At 57.6% G+C, this 18,739-nt stretch carries 25 protein-coding genes and 1 pseudogene; 11 read left to right on the top strand and 15 right to left on the bottom strand.

The window, feature by feature from the left end; all coding sequences use genetic code 11:
- Nucleotides 1-113: 113 nt before the first annotated feature.
- The 5 genes from AC27KI_RS00445 to AC27KI_RS00425 form a co-directional block, all read right to left on the bottom strand.
- A complete protein-coding gene (locus AC27KI_RS00445) occupies nt 114-1,280 on the bottom strand; it encodes a hypothetical protein (RefSeq protein ID WP_487112118.1) in 1,167 nt (388 codons plus the stop codon).
- Nucleotides 1,277-2,125 carry a hypothetical protein gene (locus AC27KI_RS00440; protein WP_487112116.1) on the bottom strand — a complete coding sequence of 283 codons (849 nt, stop codon included), beginning with the start codon at nt 2,123-2,125 and terminating at the stop codon, nt 1,277-1,279. Before AC27KI_RS00440 ends, AC27KI_RS00445 begins: the two co-directional genes overlap by 4 nt.
- A 192-nt stretch (nt 2,126-2,317) precedes the next feature.
- Nucleotides 2,318-2,656, bottom strand: coding sequence for a hypothetical protein (locus tag AC27KI_RS00435; protein ID WP_487112114.1), 339 nt, complete (start codon nt 2,654-2,656; stop codon nt 2,318-2,320).
- A gap of 177 nt (nt 2,657-2,833) precedes the next feature.
- Nucleotides 2,834-3,052: a hypothetical protein gene (locus AC27KI_RS00430; protein ID WP_487112112.1), complete on the bottom strand. Its 219-nt coding sequence runs from the start codon at nt 3,050-3,052 to the stop codon at nt 2,834-2,836.
- A 265-nt stretch (nt 3,053-3,317) separates the two neighbouring features.
- On the bottom strand, nt 3,318-4,154 hold the full coding sequence (locus tag AC27KI_RS00425; protein WP_487112110.1) for an ORF6N domain-containing protein: 837 nt from the start codon (nt 4,152-4,154) through the stop codon (nt 3,318-3,320).
- A gap of 495 nt (nt 4,155-4,649) precedes the next feature.
- On the opposite strand from AC27KI_RS00425, the gene AC27KI_RS00420 reads away from it, so the two are divergent.
- Nucleotides 4,650-5,081 carry an Arc family DNA-binding protein gene (locus AC27KI_RS00420; protein ID WP_487112108.1) on the top strand — a complete coding sequence of 144 codons (432 nt, stop codon included), beginning with the start codon at nt 4,650-4,652 and terminating at the stop codon, nt 5,079-5,081.
- 128 nt (nt 5,082-5,209) lie between these two features.
- Nucleotides 5,210-5,440 (top strand): hypothetical protein, encoded by a 231-nt coding sequence (locus AC27KI_RS00415; protein ID WP_487112106.1) that lies wholly within the window; start codon nt 5,210-5,212, stop codon nt 5,438-5,440.
- Nucleotides 5,441-5,790: 350 nt separating this feature from the next.
- On the opposite strand, the gene AC27KI_RS00410 is transcribed toward AC27KI_RS00415, so the two are convergent.
- The 4 genes from AC27KI_RS00410 to AC27KI_RS00395 form a co-directional block, all read right to left on the bottom strand.
- On the bottom strand, nt 5,791-6,024 hold the full coding sequence (locus AC27KI_RS00410) for a helix-turn-helix transcriptional regulator (RefSeq protein WP_487112104.1): 234 nt from the start codon (nt 6,022-6,024) through the stop codon (nt 5,791-5,793).
- Nucleotides 6,025-6,133: 109 nt separating this feature from the next.
- Complete coding sequence (locus tag AC27KI_RS00405; RefSeq protein ID WP_487112102.1) at nt 6,134-6,823, bottom strand: hypothetical protein; 690 nt, start codon at nt 6,821-6,823, stop codon at nt 6,134-6,136.
- 107 nt (nt 6,824-6,930) lie between these two features.
- The gene (locus AC27KI_RS00400) at nt 6,931-7,131 is read right to left on the bottom strand and encodes a hypothetical protein (protein WP_487112100.1); all 201 of its coding nucleotides are present in this window, start codon (nt 7,129-7,131) and stop codon (nt 6,931-6,933) included.
- A 153-nt stretch (nt 7,132-7,284) separates the two neighbouring features.
- The gene (locus tag AC27KI_RS00395; RefSeq protein WP_487112098.1) at nt 7,285-7,527 is read right to left on the bottom strand and encodes a hypothetical protein; all 243 of its coding nucleotides are present in this window, start codon (nt 7,525-7,527) and stop codon (nt 7,285-7,287) included.
- Nucleotides 7,528-7,551: 24 nt separating this feature from the next.
- Here AC27KI_RS00395 and AC27KI_RS00390 point away from each other — a divergent pair, with 24 nt between their 5' ends.
- Nucleotides 7,552-8,445 (top strand): hypothetical protein, encoded by an 894-nt coding sequence (locus tag AC27KI_RS00390; RefSeq protein WP_487112096.1) that lies wholly within the window; start codon nt 7,552-7,554, stop codon nt 8,443-8,445.
- Nucleotides 8,446-8,469: 24 nt separating this feature from the next.
- On the opposite strand, the gene AC27KI_RS00385 is transcribed toward AC27KI_RS00390, so the two are convergent.
- The 4 genes from AC27KI_RS00385 to AC27KI_RS00370 all read right to left on the bottom strand — a co-directional run bounded on the left by AC27KI_RS00385 (nt 8,470) and on the right by AC27KI_RS00370 (nt 10,470).
- A complete protein-coding gene (locus tag AC27KI_RS00385) occupies nt 8,470-8,763 on the bottom strand; it encodes a WYL domain-containing protein (protein WP_487112094.1) in 294 nt (97 codons plus the stop codon).
- A 185-nt stretch (nt 8,764-8,948) separates the two neighbouring features.
- A complete protein-coding gene (locus AC27KI_RS00380) occupies nt 8,949-9,245 on the bottom strand; it encodes a hypothetical protein (RefSeq protein WP_487112092.1) in 297 nt (98 codons plus the stop codon).
- A 62-nt stretch (nt 9,246-9,307) separates the two neighbouring features.
- Nucleotides 9,308-9,613, bottom strand: a complete 306-nt coding sequence (locus tag AC27KI_RS00375; RefSeq protein ID WP_487112090.1) for a hypothetical protein — start codon at nt 9,611-9,613, stop codon at nt 9,308-9,310.
- A 626-nt stretch (nt 9,614-10,239) separates the two neighbouring features.
- Nucleotides 10,240-10,470, bottom strand: coding sequence for a hypothetical protein (locus tag AC27KI_RS00370; protein WP_487112088.1), 231 nt, complete (start codon nt 10,468-10,470; stop codon nt 10,240-10,242).
- Between the two features lie 1,210 nt (nt 10,471-11,680).
- On the opposite strand from AC27KI_RS00370, the gene AC27KI_RS00365 reads away from it, so the two are divergent.
- Nucleotides 11,681-12,085: a hypothetical protein gene (locus AC27KI_RS00365; protein ID WP_487112086.1), complete on the top strand. Its 405-nt coding sequence runs from the start codon at nt 11,681-11,683 to the stop codon at nt 12,083-12,085.
- 69 nt (nt 12,086-12,154) lie between these two features.
- Here AC27KI_RS00365 and AC27KI_RS00360 read toward each other — a convergent pair whose 3' ends face one another.
- Nucleotides 12,155-12,940 carry a hypothetical protein gene (locus tag AC27KI_RS00360; RefSeq protein ID WP_487112084.1) on the bottom strand — a complete coding sequence of 262 codons (786 nt, stop codon included), beginning with the start codon at nt 12,938-12,940 and terminating at the stop codon, nt 12,155-12,157.
- 84 nt (nt 12,941-13,024) lie between these two features.
- Nucleotides 13,025-13,786: a S24 family peptidase gene (locus AC27KI_RS00355; RefSeq protein WP_487112082.1), complete on the bottom strand. Its 762-nt coding sequence runs from the start codon at nt 13,784-13,786 to the stop codon at nt 13,025-13,027.
- Between the two features lie 81 nt (nt 13,787-13,867).
- Here AC27KI_RS00355 and AC27KI_RS00350 point away from each other — a divergent pair, with 81 nt between their 5' ends.
- From AC27KI_RS00350 to AC27KI_RS00320, 7 genes and pseudogenes are all read left to right on the top strand, one after another.
- Nucleotides 13,868-14,095 carry a helix-turn-helix domain-containing protein gene (locus AC27KI_RS00350; RefSeq protein ID WP_487112080.1) on the top strand — a complete coding sequence of 76 codons (228 nt, stop codon included), beginning with the start codon at nt 13,868-13,870 and terminating at the stop codon, nt 14,093-14,095.
- A gap of 317 nt (nt 14,096-14,412) precedes the next feature.
- Nucleotides 14,413-15,006, top strand: a complete 594-nt coding sequence (locus AC27KI_RS00345) for a phage regulatory CII family protein (protein ID WP_487112078.1) — start codon at nt 14,413-14,415, stop codon at nt 15,004-15,006.
- Between the two features lie 7 nt (nt 15,007-15,013).
- Entirely contained in the window at nt 15,014-15,148 is a 135-nt protein-coding gene (locus tag AC27KI_RS00340; protein ID WP_487112076.1) for a hypothetical protein, read from the top strand.
- On the top strand, nt 15,141-16,028 hold the full coding sequence (locus AC27KI_RS00335) for a hypothetical protein (protein WP_487112074.1): 888 nt from the start codon (nt 15,141-15,143) through the stop codon (nt 16,026-16,028). Before AC27KI_RS00340 ends, AC27KI_RS00335 begins: the two co-directional genes overlap by 8 nt.
- Nucleotides 16,028-16,465, top strand: a pseudogene (locus AC27KI_RS00330) (DEAD/DEAH box helicase); the annotation flags it as partial. The gene AC27KI_RS00335 and the pseudogene AC27KI_RS00330, both read left to right, overlap by 1 nt.
- Nucleotides 16,466-16,601: 136 nt before the next feature.
- Complete coding sequence (locus AC27KI_RS00325; RefSeq protein ID WP_487112072.1) at nt 16,602-17,585, top strand: DEAD/DEAH box helicase; 984 nt, start codon at nt 16,602-16,604, stop codon at nt 17,583-17,585.
- Nucleotides 17,582-18,523: a PriCT-2 domain-containing protein gene (locus AC27KI_RS00320; RefSeq protein ID WP_487112070.1), complete on the top strand. Its 942-nt coding sequence runs from the start codon at nt 17,582-17,584 to the stop codon at nt 18,521-18,523. Before AC27KI_RS00325 ends, AC27KI_RS00320 begins: the two co-directional genes overlap by 4 nt.
- The last annotated feature ends 216 nt before the right edge of the window (nt 18,524-18,739 follow it).

The following is an 18,739-nucleotide window of genomic DNA, read 5'->3' as shown; positions in this document are numbered from 1 at the left end:
TTCAAGTGCGCGTAGCGCTTTCTTGATGCACTCGCCGGCGGTCTCTGGCTGAATCGGCGGAGAGACGGCCTTGTGAGTGGCCACGCTGCGGGCTTTGGTAGGGGTTTCAGCCATCACATAGCCCCTTTGAAATATCGCATGAGATCTTCCAGCGGACGTGACCCAAAGCTCTCGGGGTCGTCGCCGTGCAGTTCCGCGCCATTGAAAACGATCTCGCTGAGCACGAGGATTCGCGCCATGATGCCGTGCGTGATTGGATGCTCCTCGTAGCCGTGCTCCGCATTCACGATCTGCATGGCCTCCGCCAACTTCTGGATCTCCAGGCAGGCCTGCCGCGCAAGCTCCAGGCGTTCGGCTGGAGTTCCGAACCCTGCTGCTGCATGGCTTTCTGCAGGTGCGTTCTGGGGCGCTTCGGTGCCTCGTGCGGCACTGAGCGTGGGGCTGGTGGTCGCGGCGTCGAACACCTTGCCAAGTCCATAGAGGGCAACTTGTTCATCAAGGCTTGAATCAATTCGGCCCTTGTCTGGATGCTCTTCATCGAACTCCCAGAACTCGGTGCACGCCGAATGGCTGAGCCGGGCGATGTCCTCGATCAACGGAGCGTGCTCAACCGACTCCGTGAGGATGCAGGTAAGAGCAGAGGTGAAGCCATCAAACAGGCGATCGTCTTCAGCCAGCACGACCAGCGCTGTGGCTGCAAGGTTCACCTGCGCGACGCCTGGTGGGCGGTACGAGGCATTGATGTCCGTTTCGGTAGCTTGGGGGCGGCATAGCGCTGCCTGCCCAAGGAGCGCGCCAAGTGCTTTGCCGCGCATGTAATCGCGCGCCGTCACGTCCCCTTTCGGGAGCAGAGCTGTCAGCTCGCGCGCTTCCAGATTGTCCTGGGCCTCGTCCAGAAGGTCGTGGACGCTCTGCAGCGAGTGCGAATAGGTGTCCCCCGCCAGACCGCGAGCGAGCTCAACGCCGCCTTCGATCAGTGAAAGAGGCTTGTACAACCGAGTGATTGCTGTGTCTGCGTCGTCTCGGTAAAACGGCTGGGTGCCGAGGATCGTGACGACTGTGTGCAATTCATCGGCGGCAGAGTCGAGCAAGCTGGTAATCGCGGGCGCTTCTTCGCACTGGTCCGCGACCTGTTGCACGACCACTGCCGCGCCTCGTATGTCTTGCTGAATGAGGGCGATTGCTTCTTCCCAGTCCTTCGCAGGTGCTGGCGCGGGTTCGGCCTTCGCGGCCCGACGCTCTTGGCGCGTCGGCTTCCTTGCTGTTGCAACGGCGTTCATGCGAGCGCCCCCATCGGCAACGTCTTGGCGCCAGCGTAAAGGGCGGACTGCACTCTAGCCAGCGATTCGCCGTCTCGGTCCAGGTGGCCCATGAGAAGGCCATTCAAATTCTTTACCCGCGTGCCGTAGCAGCGAAGCAGCGCAGCCATTTTGAATTCGGAATTCACGGCCGCCTCGTCCCCCAGCAATGTGACTTCGTCGGCTAGCTGCTCAATTTCATAGCAGGCGTTGATCAACAAGCGGTCGCCGAATTCACCTGCCCGGTGGGACGGCGTGCTGGCGGTGATAGTGCCTTTCTCTGGCAAGCCTTCAAGCCCGGTGATCGGTTTCTGAAAGCTGGTCAGTTCAGACAACGCGGGCGCAGTGTCCGGCAGTCCTGCATAAGCCTGCTGAAGACTGGTCGCTATTTTCAGCGCTTCACCCACCAGCAGGCGGGTGGAATAGAGGAGCGCCGCTTTTTGGCCTTGCGCTGAACACGCAACCAGTTCAATCATGGCGGTGTGCAAATTCGCATGAATTTTGGGAATCAGCTGGGCAACCGTGGGCGGAGCCGTGTCTTCATTCCATTCCGCTTCAATATTGCTCAGGTCCCAAGCAAAGTTGGCCGCCTCGTGAAGTAGGCCAATCCCTGGAATGCTCTCTGCGTCAAAAGTCCCTTCGACCGCATGCGCAAGCAGGTAATAAATCTGTGATCCCACCGCTACGTCCCAGTAATCGCCCTCGCTCAACGGGGGGCGTGCTGGCCTTTCGGCGGGCGCCGGGGCTGGCGCAGGATCGGCGGTGCGCTGGCTGCGCGAAGGGGCCCGGGTTGCGCCCGCTGCGGGGCGCGCGATAATCGCGTTCATGATTCGTCCTGGTAAGGGTGGGATCTAGAAGCCCGGGCAGGTCAGAGCGCCCGGGCTTCGCCTTTTGGAAACGTTAGGTTCGAGTGCCTCGGGTGCGCCACAGAAGGCCTGCAGCCCAAGTGACGGATTCGACAGTCCCTGCGCCAGTGCGGTGTCGCATGCCAGCTAAGCGGCACAACAAGGTGATGTGGTTCATCGTCCATATCCTTTCCATTCGGCGTCGTGTTCAGCGATCGCCGCTCGTGTCATGTGCCCGTAGTCCGGGGCGTCCTTGATCAACTGGCTGGGTGTGCGCGTCTTAGACAGCGCGGTGCAGTTCGCAGCGGCGCGTCGGTGTGCTTGCGCTTGGATCGTGTCTCCGCCCGTGTGCGGGTCCTTTGGCAGACAGTCGGCGGCCTGTGTATACAGCTCGGCTGCCAAGCGCCACTGCAGGGCTCCCATGGCTTTCTTCGCGGCCTGTTCCAGCATCACGGCTTCTTGGCTGCATGCTCGGGCGTGAGCGGTGTTGAGAAAGCTTGAAAGCGTGTTCATGCGAAAGCACCTTTCGGCATACGGATTCCCAGCGCTTTTGGCCGGAGCGAAGCGTTCGCTCGCGAATTCTTGTGACGGTTGGAGGCTTGCATCTCTCGCTCCTGTGAAGTGCATTGCTGGAATGAATAATAGCGCTGATACTTAACTTAATAAATAGCGCTACTGCTATTCATCGAGTCACAGGCCAGAAAAGTTTTGGCCGTAGTTCCACTCGTCGTAGTCGCCACACACGCCGCAGCCGGAGGCGTGGTCTGCCATGCCGCCCACAAGCACACAGATGGACTGCGCTGCATCAATGAGCACCTCGGTGCGCGCAGCCTCACCAGGCGTTTTTGCCTGGATCAGCAGTTGGTTCAGGGTGTCCATCTGGCTGGCGATCGCTTGCAGTACGGTCAAGAGCTGACTGCCAGATAGAGAAGAAAGGGAAGGGTGGGCGGCCTCTTCCGATGTGAAAGCCGCGGGCGGGATTGCGTCCGCGTATGGGCGAGTGTTAACCTCAGACATAGATCTGATCCTTTTTCAACGGGGTTTTTGGTCTAGAAGTCGGTTTGCGGGTCCAAGCGCTTACCGGCTTCGCCTTTTTCGAGTGCACACTTTTCCGGTGTACACCATATGTCTACGGGGACGGGCGGGTCCTCTCGACCTCGCGCGAGTCTGGTTTTCACGCGGCCTCTTTCTGATCTGTGGGCAGCGCCTGTAGCACAGCAACTGCCGTGTGCGACCACTTCATTTGGGTGACGGGGACTCCGCTACCGTGACGCTTGCCTGTGTCGTAGATCCGCGCAAAGTCCTTGCCCGCCTCGCTGGCTTCCCACACATCACCACGCTTGAACTGCAAGCCAGCTTCGGCCAACAGCAGGTTGACTTGACGTGCTGAGACAGGCGGCGTCATCTGCTTGCCGAGTTCGGTCGGCGTATACCAGTGATCCTGCTTCTCAGCTTCCAGATGCGTGTGCCCGAGTTGCTGCATCAGATTGATGCTGGTCATCGAGTAGATAGCTTGGTTCGCTGAGATCACCGCAGCGTTCTTGTCGCAGCCGAACAGGCGGGCAGCGCGTACCAGATGGGGGAGCGCCTTCGCCGCTTCGGCCGTTGCCTTAAGCGGAGTGATGGTGCTACTAGCGGTGTAGGTGCCGGTCTCAGCGCGAAAGTACGCGTCTTCGAGCTGCTCGAAAATATCCCAGGCCCTGTCGGTAGTAAGCATCTTGGCGTGGCGAGCTGCGCCCAACTCAGTCCAGAGAATGACTTTCGGAGCAAACTTCAGAGGTTCCCCGATTTGGTCGGGCAACCCCACCTTGAACGCGCGCAGCACTTCCCCTTCGAGGAGCACGAAATGCTTGTCCTCCTCGAACCTCTCGCGGTTGTTGCCGTAGTTGTCGCTCAGGTTCTTTTCCGAGCAGTCATAGAACTGCGCGAGTTGAAACGTAGTGCAAACCGGGCGGTCCTTGTACGTGATGAGCGTGGACTCCACGCCGCCGATGGTCACGATATCGGGCATCTGATTTCCTTGAAGTTGCGGTTCGGAAATTGTCAATAGGAAGGTTGCTTTCGGAAAACCCTACTGGGGGGCTCCGGGGCTGATTGTCTGAAAGCCCCTGCTGACAAAGGATTGCGCGCTATAAAAAACGAATTGACTCATTGCTGCTGTTCTTTCTGCTGGAGTTGCTGGTCGGTCTTTCGGCTGGCTTCTAGGCGCAGCTCAATTTCGGCCGTGAGGCTGCGTTTCGCCGCACTCGCTTGTTGCTGAAGCCAGTCTTTTAAGCGGCTTCTGCACTCGCACCTTGAATTGGCACGTTTCAGGCTTTATCGCGATCACTCTGAGCCTTTCTGAACCACCGTGGTCCATGATTTGAAATGTAAACCACCGTGGTCCATCCTGCAAATGGTTGATGTGGGCGTGGGGGTTTTGCACCACCGTGGTCTATCATTCGGCCCATGAGCCGCGAAGACCCACAGTTGAAAATTCGCCTCCCGGAAGCGTTGAAGGCCAAGATTGAGCGCTCGGCCGAGGCGGCGGGGGCGCAGCATGAACAGCGAGATCGTCGCGCGCCTTCAAGCGACCTACGACGAGACTGTCGTTACCACTGTTGAAGCGCGAGTGATGCCAGGCGCGCAAGAGAAGCGCTTTGAGTTCAACGCAGATGAGATCGCAGACAAGGTGGTGGAGCGTCTCGAAGGGCGCAAAAAGCGCAACACTCCTACCAAAGTCGTCATTACAAACAACCTCGATAGATCGCCTGACTTCCGAAGTGTGTACGACGATTTCTACGCGAACATAATTCTGCGCGGCGCTCGATCGAATGCATCTTTCCCGGGCGGCCAAGAGCCAGAGTTGAAGCCGCGGGGCAATGAGCCATACGGGCCACGGAAGAGCGCTAACGCTTCCAAGAGCTTGCCCAAGAAGCCGCGCGGGAACAAGGCCTGACCCCACTACGAAAGATTCGTGGTAGCCGACACTGGCTGAGTTCGCCATCACACAGCCCTCCAAGCCAGCGCCGAAGGGCATCCGCTACGGAGCACAATGTTTTCCCAGATATCCAGCGCGACCACCCTATGACCGATAAATCCTTGAAGAACTTTTCTCTCGCGCAAATCGAAGAGAGCGTGGCCAAAGCCTTGAATGAGCTCACTGGACGGGAGGTCAAGGTAACCATAAACGGAATTGAGCATCCACCGCTCTGCACGGCTGAGAGACTTATGAGCGGCGAGGGCGCTTGGCAGGCAAGTTTCGCGGTCCAAGCGAACCACGAACCTGATAGCTTGGGACCCGATGCGCCCTTCTGAGGGGGCTCGCAATGCTTGAAATGTCATAGGCCTACGCCGACATGTGGCGAGCTCTGTGTGAGATCGTGCGATTCATATTTCCAGTGTCTTGGTACCGTGCAATCGTGTCTTGTGTACGCGGCAACAGAACAAGGCTCTGCGGCTGTGTTACCTGAGGTCGGCTGCCCAGGCAGCAGTCCCCAAACACTTTGAGCCCGCTGAGCGACGCATGCTGGTCATTCGGTTCAGAAATGCGATTCCAATGGCCTCTTGTCCTTTGTATTAATGATCCCGATGCTTATTACTGTGTCGCTTCCAGGAGTTATTTGAGCCGATGCGTGTTTTTTTCCTAAGGCCGACATATGTCGGCCTTACTTTTTTGGGCAGTCTGCGGTAGTGATGTAGCTTCGCCGGGTGTGCAAGGCCGCGTCTCTCCACGCCAGCAACTCATCCCGATCAAAGACCGTGCACCTGGCGGACAGCTTCCGTGCCTTGGGAAAGTCAGGACGTTCTTTGGCCCAGCGCCAGAATGTCGCTGGGCCTATGCCGAGCAGTTCGGCGGCTTGCTTGGGGCGCAGTGATTGCGCAGCGGAGGGTGGTGTCACAGTTCATCCCAGTAGGTCCCGCGTTTGCGGTATGGGAGGGACTGTGGCGAAGTGAGGGTTCGAGCAGGGGCAATTGCCCACGCGAAATAGGCAGTTGCCTATGAATCCCTTATTTCATGCGGGCTGCGACCGCGTCGGGAATTTTCTTTAGGTGCCCTTCGATAGTGGTTTCGCCGATGGAAATGCCCAGCCTTGCAGCACTGTCTTGGATAAACGCTGCTGTTTTCGAGGATTTCGAGTAGTCAAGTTTTGCTTCTCGGCATACCACCGCGATGATCGACAAGAGGGTGTCCCTCTCTCGTGTTCCAACTGGCTTCTCTGCTCGATACTGTTGTGGTGCCTCGACATCGTGAATCGACTCGTACCTCAGCACTTCCTCCATCAGAAACGCTGCTTCAAGCTCCACGCTGGCCATCTCAATTTCGTGTGACAGCCAGAACCAGTCATACAAGGGCGTATCCCAAGGTTCGGCCGGTACATCGGGATCGCGCTCGCGACTAGCTAAGCGGAACTCGCAATTTAAGGGCGTTAGGTGTCCGGGGCGCTGAAGGTAGAGCCACCCGGTAGGCTGTACTTCCAATTGGAAGCCCTGAGCATCCTGCCTGTCTCCGCATGGGACACACCCATCGGCCATCGGGTCGTATTCCCAGTCGACCAGTTTCAGTCCTTCGGTGGCCTTAACCGCAGGCTTGAGTTCCCCATTCACGATCAGATAGCGCAGATCGTTTTCTGTGCACTGCCAGCGCAGCAAAAGTTCACTGAATGTCAGGTACTTCCGTGGTGGGATTTTTATTGCCATGCGTGTCTTGCGTAGAGTGTTACGGATCGGTCACCATCCACCCTCGACATTCTGCGCGACAACTTGGCACTACGTGGGACGAGTGCGAGGCAGCGTCCCGTCTTCCCCTATTTGCCACGGGTGGCAAGCGCATCGGGGATCTTCTTTAGATATCCTTCAATCGTTGTTTCCCCAAGGGATATGCCCATCTGCGCCGCCGTGCTTTGAATCAGTCCCGCCGTTTTCGCGGGCTTTCCATAGTCGAGCTTGGCTTCCTTGCAGAGCGCGACGATGATGCACAGCAAGGTGTTTTGCACCTTCTGGTTCACGCCGTCAGATTGGTTCGGCTCCCGCGGCGTCGGCTCTTTGAAGTAGCCAGCCTTCCTCGCCCCCTCAAGCCATTGAACCTCGATGCCTTTGGAATCGGCCCATGCAAAGAAGAACTGCGGTTCGGCACGGTCGGGGTGACCAGGGTTTGAATCTCATAGGCGTGTTAGATCGGCAATCTGCTGGATGCAGTTGTCCTTCTCCCCGTGGTCGTTGTGGAGTAGTCCTCCCGTGACCTTAAAGAACCCAAAGCCTTCGTAGATTTGGGTTGGGATCACTCCGGCGATCAGAAATATGGCGGCTTCCTTTGGCCATGTGTCCATGATCAGCCACTGATGTAGTTCTTCGCGGTCCTCGCCCATCCGGGAGAAAATGTCCCACTCAACTTCTTTGTCCATTTTTCGCCTGACGGTCTACAGCGCTTGATCACGCCTAAATTTACTTTAGCGCCGGGTCTCTCTAAATGTTTGAAGGAATTTATGGCTGCTAATTCTGGGCCAAGCCAGTGGCGAGTAGTTGGTTCGCTGGTTCACTCGTTCGTGGTTGCACTAGTGTTCACGGTGAGCGGCATTGCGTGCCTTTGTTTTGGCGTCTGGGTACTCCTGCGGGAACGCAGCATCGAACTAGGGCTAGGCACTTTGGGCGCGGGCGTAGCACTACTTTTCGCGTCGATGCTTGGCCGGTTTGAGTCGCTCAAGGTTTGGGGCGTGGAGGCAAAGATTCGCAAGCTGAACGAAACGGTGGACAAAGCTGAGGAAGCGCTAACTCAACTGAAGAAGCTGACCGAGATCACAAGCCAGGTGATGGTCCGTGTCTATAGCGGAATGGGCCGCTACGCAGACGCACCGAACATGAATGAACTCAGCTCGCTGGCTTCAAATGTTCGGTTAATGCTTGGCCAAATTGGATCGTCCGAAATTGACATTCGAAAAGCGCTCGAGCCGTGGGTAAGAACTGCGGCCCTCCTTGCACATAAAAATCTTCGGGAGGCCCTACACATATCTCTGGAGCCAAGACGAATCCAGCTTATCGCGCGAAAACAGATAGCTCCTCCACCAGAGCTCCTGACACTGATGCCAAGACTTGAAGCGCTGGAGGGGTACATCGCTGGAGAGGGGAATGATGTCCTTACATGGCCTCTTGAGGGAATTGCTGCGCGGATTGAAAGCATGGTTGCGCACGCACCAGAGCTCTCGTCTGTAGAAAGAACGCGCCTGAAGGACTTGGCAGCTAAGGCGGCGAAGGAGGTGCGTCACCTAACAGCCAACTACGAACTGGGAGACAAAGACTACTGGAGCGCTCTTAGGTATCAGTGAGCAAGCAGTTGCTCATTAAGCGAGTCAGACCTGCGCGTAGACCTGCCTCATCGGGTTGTCGCCCCAAGGAGAGGGCGTCGTTCTAGGAATGAACTTCTGCTGGGTTATCGCCAAGCTGTGGATCTTGGAGATCAGGAGCATTTTCCAACCTTCAGCCTTCCCTGAACTGCTGCCCCCAGCTATCTGATAACAACTGACAGCCTCGTGGCCTGCCGAGTTGATGCCATAGACGTGAGGTTCGACCATCCTGGTATAGCCATCGTAGAACACGGTCAGGGCCCGCCGTTGCTGGATTGCTTCGATGATGGTTGGGTGCACGGGATTCTCCGAATGAGTAGGCTGTGGAGGAGGCTCGACACACACGCTTCCTGAAGTACGCCCTATTGCCGAACCTCAACTCAGATCAGCTGTTCCTACCAGGCACTGATCACCACTGTGTCCATTTCTTCGAGACCTCAATTCGCTTTCATGACCGACCGCAATGGGCCCGCAGCGGACATCGACTAGGCGCTGAAAGGGCCTCGCATGACCCGGCCAGAGCCCACGATCGCCGGGCCTTCAAAAACTTCGAAATGAGTGCCAACCACCAATGCGGAGTAATCGACGCCGGGCTCGTACATCAGTGCAGCTAAGGCATAGGTCATTGACCCGGGATGCGCCTGCGGGCCATCAACAAAAGAGACCCCGAGGTATTCGCCATCCGCCACGCGCAGATGCGGACGATAGATGCCCCCGTTCAGGACGGGCATCGTTGCACGTCCTTCGATGGTCAATTCCACTTCGATAAGACGTCTCGTCATTTGGTCCGCTCCTGGCCGAATTCTGCCCGCGCTTCCAAGCACAAGAAGTGTTGGGCAACCCATCAGGGCATACGTTTTTTGTGGAGCGATAGGAGAGCTGCCACAGGCCAAGCTGTAATCGCACAAACCCAACCAAGCGGTGACCACATCATGTGACGCCCCAGAAATTCGACGTCGTGCAACCCGAGGTAGCGACCAAGCCAATTCGGGCCGGACAGTAAAAGAGCAACCGTCAATACCAACGAGAGCAGCACGAAAGCAATCTGAGGACGAACTCCACGCTGGAGTCTCCACATCAAAGTACCGCCGACCAGCAAAGGAGGCAGGATGACCCAAAGGATAAAGATTGCGAACTCTGATTTGGTCATGTCTCAAGCGTCTGCTTCTGGCCGATTGCTGTTGCCTGCAAAGCCTAGCCACGGGGTTCTTACATTCACGTATAAGTTCGTTCGGGATGCGCAACAGGGAAAATCACAAGGCAAAGTGTGACGTACCGCTATTGTGCTTCCAAATGTTTCGGTTCAGCATTCCCTGGGCGGTGGCCACTCGAGCAGCCATTCCAGCAGCCACACGAGTTCCAGCAGCACCAATTCTTCCGGTGGAAGCCACTCGACAAGTGGATACACCCGCAAGGATGGAACCTATGTCGCGCCCAGCCATGCGACGAACCCGAACGTCAGCAAGGCTGACAACTGGAGTCAGAAGGGCAACGTCAACCCGTACACGGGCAAGGAAGGAACGAAGCAATGAAGCGCCGTTTCTTCGGTGCCGCACTGGTTGCCGGCCTCCTGGGCCTGACATCTGCTGAAGCAATGGCGCGTGGCCGCTCCGGTGGCCGTTCTACAGGACGCAGGGCCAGCTTCAGTGGGGGAGGGGGAGGCGGTGGAAGCCGCGGTGGTTGCGGCTCACGGGGTGGGCCTGGCTACCGCAAAGCCGACGGGAAGTGCGCAAGCCATAAAGACTAGGACTCTGGTCCACCTACCGAGCGCCGAACTCAGCCGTCGCTCGGCTCCTCTCCCAGCACGTCGCCCAAGCGCTTGTTAGCCCATTCGTGGCTGAGCGATTCTGTCGAACCGGTCGGAATGGTTCTATCTGGGGCAGGAATCGATTCATCAAGCGCTGATCCCGGATCTTCTTCACCCGCCACCGATTGCTCGTGCCGGGTCTTTGGGCCAGGGTTAGGGGGCAGGGTGGCAAACGGAAGGTCTTCGGGCTTGGTGGTCATGACGTGCTCCTTGGGGACAGGCGGGATTGCCTGTAGCCATGAGGCATCCGCCGAATTCTTAAGGCAGTGGGACGCTACCAAGCCGTGGCGTAGGCGAGGAATACAACTAGTAGGAATGTGCAGACTGTGAACTTGGCTCACTTTGGGCTTAAGGGGTACGCGAGCGAGGCGGTGCAGCACGACCCGGCAACTGTTCAGGCTCCTGGTACGCATGGATGCTTGATTACGATAGGCGTATGGGACTGGGTCAGACTCGAATCGGCGATAGCGCGCGTTTGCACGGACTCTCGCGGTCCCTTTAAGCAATCAAACTTCGTTGCAAAGGCTCTGCGTGTCTCTGAATGCTATAGTTCTAGGAGCTGCCAGCCCTTTTCCCAATTGACTTCTAGGCCTTTAGTGCAATGCCGACATGGAAGGTGGCAAATTACTCACCCTAATTGCCCTGACCGTCAACAACACTCACAATTGACAACGCAGTGAACCCGACGTGAGTCGTCATCTCAAACATTGCACAAGATCGGCCATCAACTGGAGTGCGTTACTGCCGACACGCAAGAGCACAGGTCGCTCTTTAAGACCTATCACTGGAGAAATTCATCATGTTCTGGAAGCGTCGTAAGACTGAGCACGAGCCGCAAGAGGCCGTCGTGCAAGTTCACGTTACAGATACTGGGCGCGTGTGGGTGGACCCTAAGCAAGTGGTCCGCACAGACGAGTTCAAGCGACAGCAAGCAGCTGTGAAAAGGCTTCGTGAAAAGCGCGAGCAGACTAACTCTGAAGAGTTGGCGTTTTAAATTGGACTCAGCCCTTGCTCTATTACTCCCCCTTATAGGGGGATTTCTTTTTGTGAAGGATACGAACTTCATTAAATATGAGGTTGCTCGTGAGGATGGGCATCGATTCTATTTCAGAGTGTCCTATTATGGACTATTCTTTTTTATATTGTCGTGCCTCTTTTTCTTATTCTTTTATTGGATCAAGAAATGGATCCCGTTTCTTGGATTTATGCAAGATACCTTGGTATCGGTTTTTGGCCCGATGCTGAAGGATAAAAGCAATTCACAATCTCAGATAAATTTTCTTTGCATCTGTTTGTTCTCTGTTTTTCTTGGTCGGACTTCCCCGTGCTTTGTTAATAGAGTAATGAAGAATAGTGCTCAGCTGGCACTTCGCGAGGCGGTGGGGAAAGACGAGTTAGAAGGACTTCTTGTTGACGCCATTACAGATAAAAAAAACCATCTCCGTTACACTATCTTCAGGAAAAGTGTATGTGGGTTGGCCCATCGGCACGGCAGAGCCTAGATCTTCGAGAAAAGCAATTGCGATATTGCCATTAATGAGTGGTAGTCGTACAGATGCGGGCGGCATTGAATTTACAACTCATTATGATCGCGTCTACGATCAAAAGGGTGTAGATGCTGGAAGCTTTAGGCTTGTAATGCCTGCAGATAAAATTTTGACCGCGGCATTTTTTGATGTGGAAGTTTATGAGCGCTTTGGCGGAATTAATTATCCAGTAAAGACTAATGGTGGGAGGAAGGTTTCTGAAGGGGCGTCTTTGCAGCAACTTCTGAAACTTATTTTTGATTTGCGAACGCTGCTGTTTAGGAAGTGATCAACTTACTATGCACGCAAATTGACCCTCGGACTGGTGAGTCTACTTGCGGTCATCTGAAGATGGAGGTTAACCACCAAAGCCAAGAGCACGCAAGCCAGAAGGAATAAGCTGCGCGGCCGTAACGACGCCCACCACCCACAAGATGATCTTGTTGGCGCTGGACGAGACGGATGATGTAACGAAGTCCTTGGAAGGCAGTTCGCCAATTTTCTTGTCTTGGGCATCAATCTTCTTGTCTACCCCCTGCAGCGTAGATTCGACACGCACGAGGCGGTCGCGGACTTCCCTCATATCCTTCTCGAGTGTCTCAATACGCTTTTCCATTCCCCCATTGTCATCCGTGCCGTGTGGCGGTGCAACCGGTGGGTTTGGTGGTTGTCCAGATCCTAGTTGATATGTCCGCGCCCTGGAGTCAGCAGGTTTGCCTTGCTGAAGATTGTCCATTCGAGAGAAGTGGGCTGAAAGATAAATTGCAGCTTTTGCAAGTGGCGCCAACACATCCGCATGAGGTAAGTTTTTCGAAAATACAAACACCAAATGCTCCGCAATGCGCTTGGCCTGTTCGGCTGCAACAAGAGGGGCATTGGTTTCTAGATCTGCACGCATCTCTTCGGGCGTGAGTAGAGCAGGCAATTTCGGCGTCGGCAGTTCCTGTTCGGCTGCAAATATTTTTCTTTTTGCCTCAAGTTCTATTTTTAGTTGGTCAAGCAAATCACGCATGCGATGCGAGTCTCTGATGAGTTTTTGCCCCTCATCTGAAGCTACTAAGGCGCCGGTATTCACAAGATTCTGAATAAACAGTGCCGCCCCCTCGTCAGTCGGACTCTCTGGTGCTAACACGTCTTCTGCCATAACCATCCCCTTTGATACTTGTAATCACATTCCACCACACAGTTGCTGGGCGATCGGTCTGCACTCCTTGCGGTGTTTGCCCTTCTAAAACTGCTCACTGCGCCAAACAGTGAGCACTTTACCCAGCACCTCAAAGTGCGGGTTCTTCGGCGACAGGTCGTAAGGCGGGAAGTCCGGGTTTTTTGAGATCACCCGCAGGATCACTCCAGGGCCATCGAACTCCGGCACTCGCTGGACCAGTTTGATGTAGCCCTCATCGCCCACGCGGAAGAAGTACACGCCTTCGTGATCGATGACCTTCACCCCGGTATCCACGAGCAGCGGGTCTCCTGGATTGAACATGGGACGCATAGACGGCCCAAACCCGGTGACGATGGCCAGGTTCTTTACTCCAGTGTGCGTGGGCACATTGAAGCGTAGCCAATCGTGGTCAACCCGCCAGCTTTTGATCAGGCCTGGTGGGTGGTCGGTCAGGTTGAACCCATGACCCATCGCGCCGCCAGTGTCGTACTGCGCGATCAACACATCTTGCAATGCGCCGCGCTCTCCTGAGACCTCCATTGCATGGGCCTGTGGGCTCGCGAGTCTGTCCAATTCCTTTGCTACGCGAGGACTGAAGTCCGCGACGCTGCATCCTAGTTCCGCTGCGAATGCTGCGGCGGCTTTTGGGTTTAAAGGACTGCGCCCATTGAGGTAGTGGCCAACATTGGCTTGGTTGCCGAGTCCATAAACCTCGCCGAACACAGCCTGGGTTCTATGGGGACGGCCGTCATCCCACAGGGCTTTCAGGCGAGAAGCCTCTTCAAGAAGCTCCGCGGTCATCTTCGAACGTTTGTTTTCTGCCATGCCTAATTATTAGTGGCGCTGCTGTAGTAACAAACTATTGGCGATATTGCGTAATCTGCCTAGAGGCGCTAGGATGGCGCTATGCAAAACCTTCGAATCATCAGACAGCGGCTTGGCATCACCCAGCGGGTTGTGGCCGATGGGATTGGTTGCACGCAGGGAAATGTCGGGCACTACGAGAACGGGCAGACGGTACCGCCCGCAATGGCGCGAAAGCTCATCGCGTTTTGCGCATCTCGCGGTTTGCCGATCACCTTCGAGCACATCTACGACGACGCGAAGCTGCCAGAACCCGCGGTCGAGGACTGAAGGATGGCTCACAAGGAACCACGCATTCGCAGTGATGGCCCACGCGTGCGATTGACCAATGGCATCACCAGTCGTGTCGCTATCCCAGTGACCCGCAATTCGCCGCTTTCCCATCGCATCGCGACCCTGGACGTGAGGAACGCTTGCGTGCGTTGGCCCGTATGCGGGTCCGTGTTTTCAGATACCGCAGTGCGGGTACTGGAGTGGAAAGGACGGGCAAAAGCCGGCTTTGAAGGGGCAGGGCGAGTAGTTCTCATGGCCGCAATGGTCGCGCTGTCCGCGAGTCGCGTCCACGTCCAAGTTTCTGGGAGCCGGACATGAGCTTGCACGACTCCTTGCGCCGTGGCGCTGACACCTTCCCCGGTGGGCGTGCAGTCATCTCCCTGCGCCTTGGCAAGACCGACGAGGTTTTGCGCAAAGAGCTTGCCGGCTCGGCGACCCACAAGCTGGGTGCCATGGATGCGTTGGCGATCGCGCGGCTTTGCGTCGAGACGAAGACGCCGCACTGCTTCGATTACGCCTCGTTCGTGGCCCAGGAGTGCGGCGGGCGTTTTGTCCCCAACGACGAGGCCGAGCCAAAACCTTCCATCGACCCGATGCGCAAGGTATCCCGCCTGATGCGCGAGACATCTGATGTCACCAGCATCGTGATCGAAGCACTGAGCGATGGAGTGATCTCGGACAACGAACTGGCGTGCATCGAGCAGGAGATTGCGGAGGCCGAAGAGGTTCTTCGCAGGCTGCGCCGCGCTGCCCAGGCGGTCAATGCGCAGGGCAAGCCAAAGAGCGAGTGCTCGCACGTGAATCTGCCTGTCCTTGATCGTATGGAGCGCCAAGCGGCCTCGCCATTCGCAAAGGCTGGAGGTCAGCCGACCGAGAGCGTGCGGACAGATCAATTGGTCGGCGAGTGAATCGGCCATGCAGATCCTGACCACCTTCACCCGTTCGCTGTCACGCGCCTGGACGCTGGCAGTGCTTGCCATTCATTTCCGATCCCTGTCCATGGCGCTGTGGGTGCGCGAATACGAAGAAGCGGAGATTGCCCGTGATTGATTCCTCCCTGCAGCAGCACCCCCTTTCGGCCGCCTTTCCTCCACTGACGGCCGACGAGTACCAGACCCTCGTGGACAGCATCACCGACCTGGGCGTGCAGAACGCCATCACGATCTACCAAGGTCAAGTGCTGGACGGTTGGAACCGATACCGCGCTGCGATCGAACTGGATATGGATTGCCCAACGCGTGAGTTGGAGCCCTGGATAGACCCGCGCTCGTTCGTCCTAGCGCAGAACAAGGCGCGCCGGCATGTCACTGTCGCTCAGATGGCCATGGCAGCCGCCTCGGTCTATGAGTGGAAGGCTGTCGGGCGGCCCTCAGGAAATTCGGCACTGAGTGCCGAATTAAAGCAAAGCGCAGTTGCGGAGCAGGCGGGCGTCAGCGTGCGTTCGCTGAGGCAGGCCAACACGGTGATGAAGGATGCGGTTCCTGCGGTGGTTGAAGCCGTTGTTGGCGGCGAGATCGGTCTGGTCAAGGCCTCCGCCATTGCCAAGTTACCTAAGGACGAGCAAGTCGCAGCAATCAGTCAACCGGCTCCCAGGCCTCGCCCAGCTCCAGCTCCAGCTCCAGTCAGCGAGTCCTCGGCACAACCGGAGGCCACTGCACCCGAGTACACCGAACTCGATGCTGCGCGCGATCAGATCGCCGACCTGCAAGCGGCACTGTCGCTGGCCAATCTGGGCGACGTCCTTGATGAGGACCGCAATCAGGCAGCTGAGTTGATCGAGCACCTGCAAGGCGAGGTCAAGGGACTGACCGCCCAGCTGCGCACTGTCACCAGCAGCCGGGATTTCCTCATGCAGGAGAACACGCATTTGAAGCAGCAGTTGGCCTCCCAGCGCCGCGAAATCGACCGCATGAAGGCGGTTGCAGCGTGATGGATCAGGCCACGTCACCGGCCCTTGATGGTGACCGTCAGGAGTCCCCTATGCAAGCTTTGCAGTTGCGTCCCTACCAGTCTGATAGCGTGGAACGTCTGCGCGACGGCTTTCGAGCGAAGCATGTGCGCCAGGTGCTGGCCGCGCCCACCGGTTCCGGAAAGAGCCGGATCATGGAGCACATGATCAAGTGCGTGCAGGAGAAGCGCACGCGCATCATGTTCATTTGCGAGCGCCGCGTCTTGGTGGAGCAGTTCTCCAGGCACCTGGACCGCGCCGGTATCGACCATGGCGTGCTGATGGCAAAGCACTGGCGCTTCCGCCCGCACCTTCCGGTGCAGATCGCGAGCGCACAGACGCTGGAGCGCATGGAGACGCTGCCGCAAGTGGACCTGGTGTTCATCGATGAGCTGCACGCCTGCCTGCGCAAAAGCATCATCAACATGATGGTGAACCAGCCGAACCTGCGTATCGTGGGAGCAACTGCGACGCCATTCCATCCGGCCATCGGCACGCATTTCACGAACGTGGTTAGCGTCACCACGATGGCTGCCCTCGTGCGAGACGGCCACCTTGTTCCATTCCGCGTTTTTTGTCGCCAGGGCAGTGGATACCAGCGGCTTGCCAACGGTGGCCGGAGAGTGGAAGAAAGACGAGTTGGAAGAACGTGGCCGGCGCATCGTCGGCGACGTGGTGGCGGACTATGTGCGGATCTCGCACGAGGTCTTCGGCGAATACCGAAAAACCATTTGCTTCAGCTGCGGAGTGCAGCACGGGGCCGAGCTGGCCCAGCGCTTCAACGATGCGGGCATTAACGCCGTGCAGATCAGCTCGGACGATGAGGACGACTACCGGGATCAGGTCCTGGAGGAGTTCGCGCGCCCTGACACCGACATCAAGGTCGTGATCAGCGTCGCCATCCTGAGCCGGGGCTTCGACCAGTCGGACATTGATCACGTCATCCTGGCCCGACCGTTGAAGAAGTCCTTCAGTGAGCATGTGCAGATGGTGGGCCGCGGCGCGCGCGTGCATGACGGCAAGGCGCTCTGTGTGATTCAGGACAACAGCGGCAATTGGCTGCGGTTCCAAGACGACTGGGACAAGCTCTACCACCACGGCGTCGAGGCTCTGGGCCCGGGCACGGACACGAAGCCGAAGAAGGAGCCCAGCGACGCGCAGAAGGAGGCCGCGAAGTGCCCGAAATGCTCGGCACTGTGGCCGCCCAAGACCGATACATGCACCCATTGCGGGCACGTCCGCGTGCGCGGTAACGATGTGCAGGCCGTCGCGGGGGAGTTGATCGAAGTGGGGGGCACAAAGCCTGCCAAAGCCGAGAAGTACAGCGCCGACTACAAGCGCACGTTCTATGCACAGTTGCTGTGGAATGCCCTGGACAAGGGGCACAACCCCGGCAGCGCGTACCACCGATACATAGAGAAATTCGGTGTGGGCCCGTCTGGTCCAAAGCCCGAGCTCGAGCCCATGGGTGAGGAGGTACGCAAGTGGCTGGTGAGCCGCAATATCCGCAATTCGAAGCGGAGGGCTGTCGCAGCATGACCGACCGTATCCGCGACGCATTGCAGTACCTGAACCACGACGACCGCGAGGTTTGGATCATGGCGGGAATGGCCATCAAGCATGAGCTTGGCGAACATGGCTTTGATCTGTGGGACAGCTGGAGCCAGCGTTCTGGGTCCTATAAGGTCAACGCTGCCCGCGCGTCCTGGCGAAGCTTTCGCGGCTCAGGGGTAACCATTGGCTCCCTATTCCATGAAGCCCAGGCGGGAGGCTGGAAGCCAGCCGATGACGGCACCTGCACAGTGCCCACCGAGGCGCAGTTACAGGCCCAGAGGCAGGCCCGGGACGCTCGCGTGGCCGCGGAGCATCAGCAGCGAGACCAGGAGCAGGAGCAGGCAGCACGCAAGGCCGGATGGATCTTGCATCAGTGCAAGCACGAGCAGCACGCTTACCTGCATTCCAAGGGCTGGCCCGAGGCCACGGGCACCGTGTGGTGGCCGTCCAAGGAGCAGAACCTTCTTTGCATCCCGATGCGTGTGGGCCGCAGCCTTGTGGGCGTGCAAATGATCGATCGCTGCGGGGAAAAGAAGTACCTGAAGGGCCAGCGCACGAGCGGCGCCGAATACTGCATCAGCAATCCCGGTCATGGGGCTCTGGACTGGTGGGTCGAGGGCTATGCGACGGGGCTCAGTCTGCGCGACTGCCTGCACGCGCTGCGCATGCGCTACCGAATCCACATCTGCTTCAGCGCAGGCAACCTCAAGCGCATGGCCACCGCAGGCGTGGTGGTGGCTGACAACGACGCAACGAAGACCGGTGAGACGGCTGCCCAGGCCACCGGGCTCCCGTACTTCCTGCCGCCCCCTGGCGATTTGAACGACATGCACAAGGCGCAGGGCGTGTTTCGCACCTCTCAGGCGCTGCGGAGGTGGCTCAGCGGCATCCGCACGCACCAATCCCAGGAGGTAGCCATGTAGCCCACCCCATGCAACCTCTGCCAGCGGTTCGATACGCGGGGGCAGGGGCCAAGCAACGGCTACCCGGAGTGTGCAGAGCCGAAACGTGGGTGGAGTACCTAGAGCGTGCGCAGGGTCCCGATGTGGGGGCTGTAAGTCTGGGTTACTCGTGGGGCGCATCGGCCACCGCGGGGCGCTGAACGCTGGGCTAACTGCCACTGCCTCTTGCGCATATCC

The sequence above is a fragment of the Acidovorax sp. KPB24-03 genome (assembly GCF_057546605.1).
This window is presented reverse-complemented; position numbering and strand designations above follow the sequence as displayed.

Coding starts and splice junctions, on each gene's coding strand:
- AC27KI_RS00440 (WP_487112116.1), bottom strand. CDS start 2,125: ATGAACGCGATTATCGCGCGCCCCGCAGCGGGCGCAACCCGGGCCCCT.
- AC27KI_RS00375 (WP_487112090.1), bottom strand. CDS start 9,613: ATGACCAAATCAGAGTTCGCAATCTTTATCCTTTGGGTCATCCTGCCT.
- AC27KI_RS00370 (WP_487112088.1), bottom strand. CDS start 10,470: ATGACCACCAAGCCCGAAGACCTTCCGTTTGCCACCCTGCCCCCTAAC.
- AC27KI_RS00405 (WP_487112102.1), bottom strand. CDS start 6,823: ATGGCAATAAAAATCCCACCACGGAAGTACCTGACATTCAGTGAACTT.
- AC27KI_RS00415 (WP_487112106.1), top strand. CDS start 5,210: ATGACCGATAAATCCTTGAAGAACTTTTCTCTCGCGCAAATCGAAGAG.
- AC27KI_RS00355 (WP_487112082.1), bottom strand. CDS start 13,786: ATGGCAGAAAACAAACGTTCGAAGATGACCGCGGAGCTTCTTGAAGAG.
- AC27KI_RS00435 (WP_487112114.1), bottom strand. CDS start 2,656: ATGAACACGCTTTCAAGCTTTCTCAACACCGCTCACGCCCGAGCATGC.
- AC27KI_RS00320 (WP_487112070.1), top strand. CDS start 17,582: ATGACCGACCGTATCCGCGACGCATTGCAGTACCTGAACCACGACGAC.
- AC27KI_RS00395 (WP_487112098.1), bottom strand. CDS start 7,527: ATGGACAAAGAAGTTGAGTGGGACATTTTCTCCCGGATGGGCGAGGAC.
- AC27KI_RS00350 (WP_487112080.1), top strand. CDS start 13,868: ATGCAAAACCTTCGAATCATCAGACAGCGGCTTGGCATCACCCAGCGG.
- AC27KI_RS00425 (WP_487112110.1), bottom strand. CDS start 4,154: ATGCCCGATATCGTGACCATCGGCGGCGTGGAGTCCACGCTCATCACG.
- AC27KI_RS00345 (WP_487112078.1), top strand. CDS start 14,413: ATGAGCTTGCACGACTCCTTGCGCCGTGGCGCTGACACCTTCCCCGGT.
- AC27KI_RS00360 (WP_487112084.1), bottom strand. CDS start 12,940: ATGGCAGAAGACGTGTTAGCACCAGAGAGTCCGACTGACGAGGGGGCG.
- AC27KI_RS00340 (WP_487112076.1), top strand. CDS start 15,014: ATGCAGATCCTGACCACCTTCACCCGTTCGCTGTCACGCGCCTGGACG.
- AC27KI_RS00445 (WP_487112118.1), bottom strand. CDS start 1,280: ATGAACGCCGTTGCAACAGCAAGGAAGCCGACGCGCCAAGAGCGTCGG.
- AC27KI_RS00380 (WP_487112092.1), bottom strand. CDS start 9,245: ATGACGAGACGTCTTATCGAAGTGGAATTGACCATCGAAGGACGTGCA.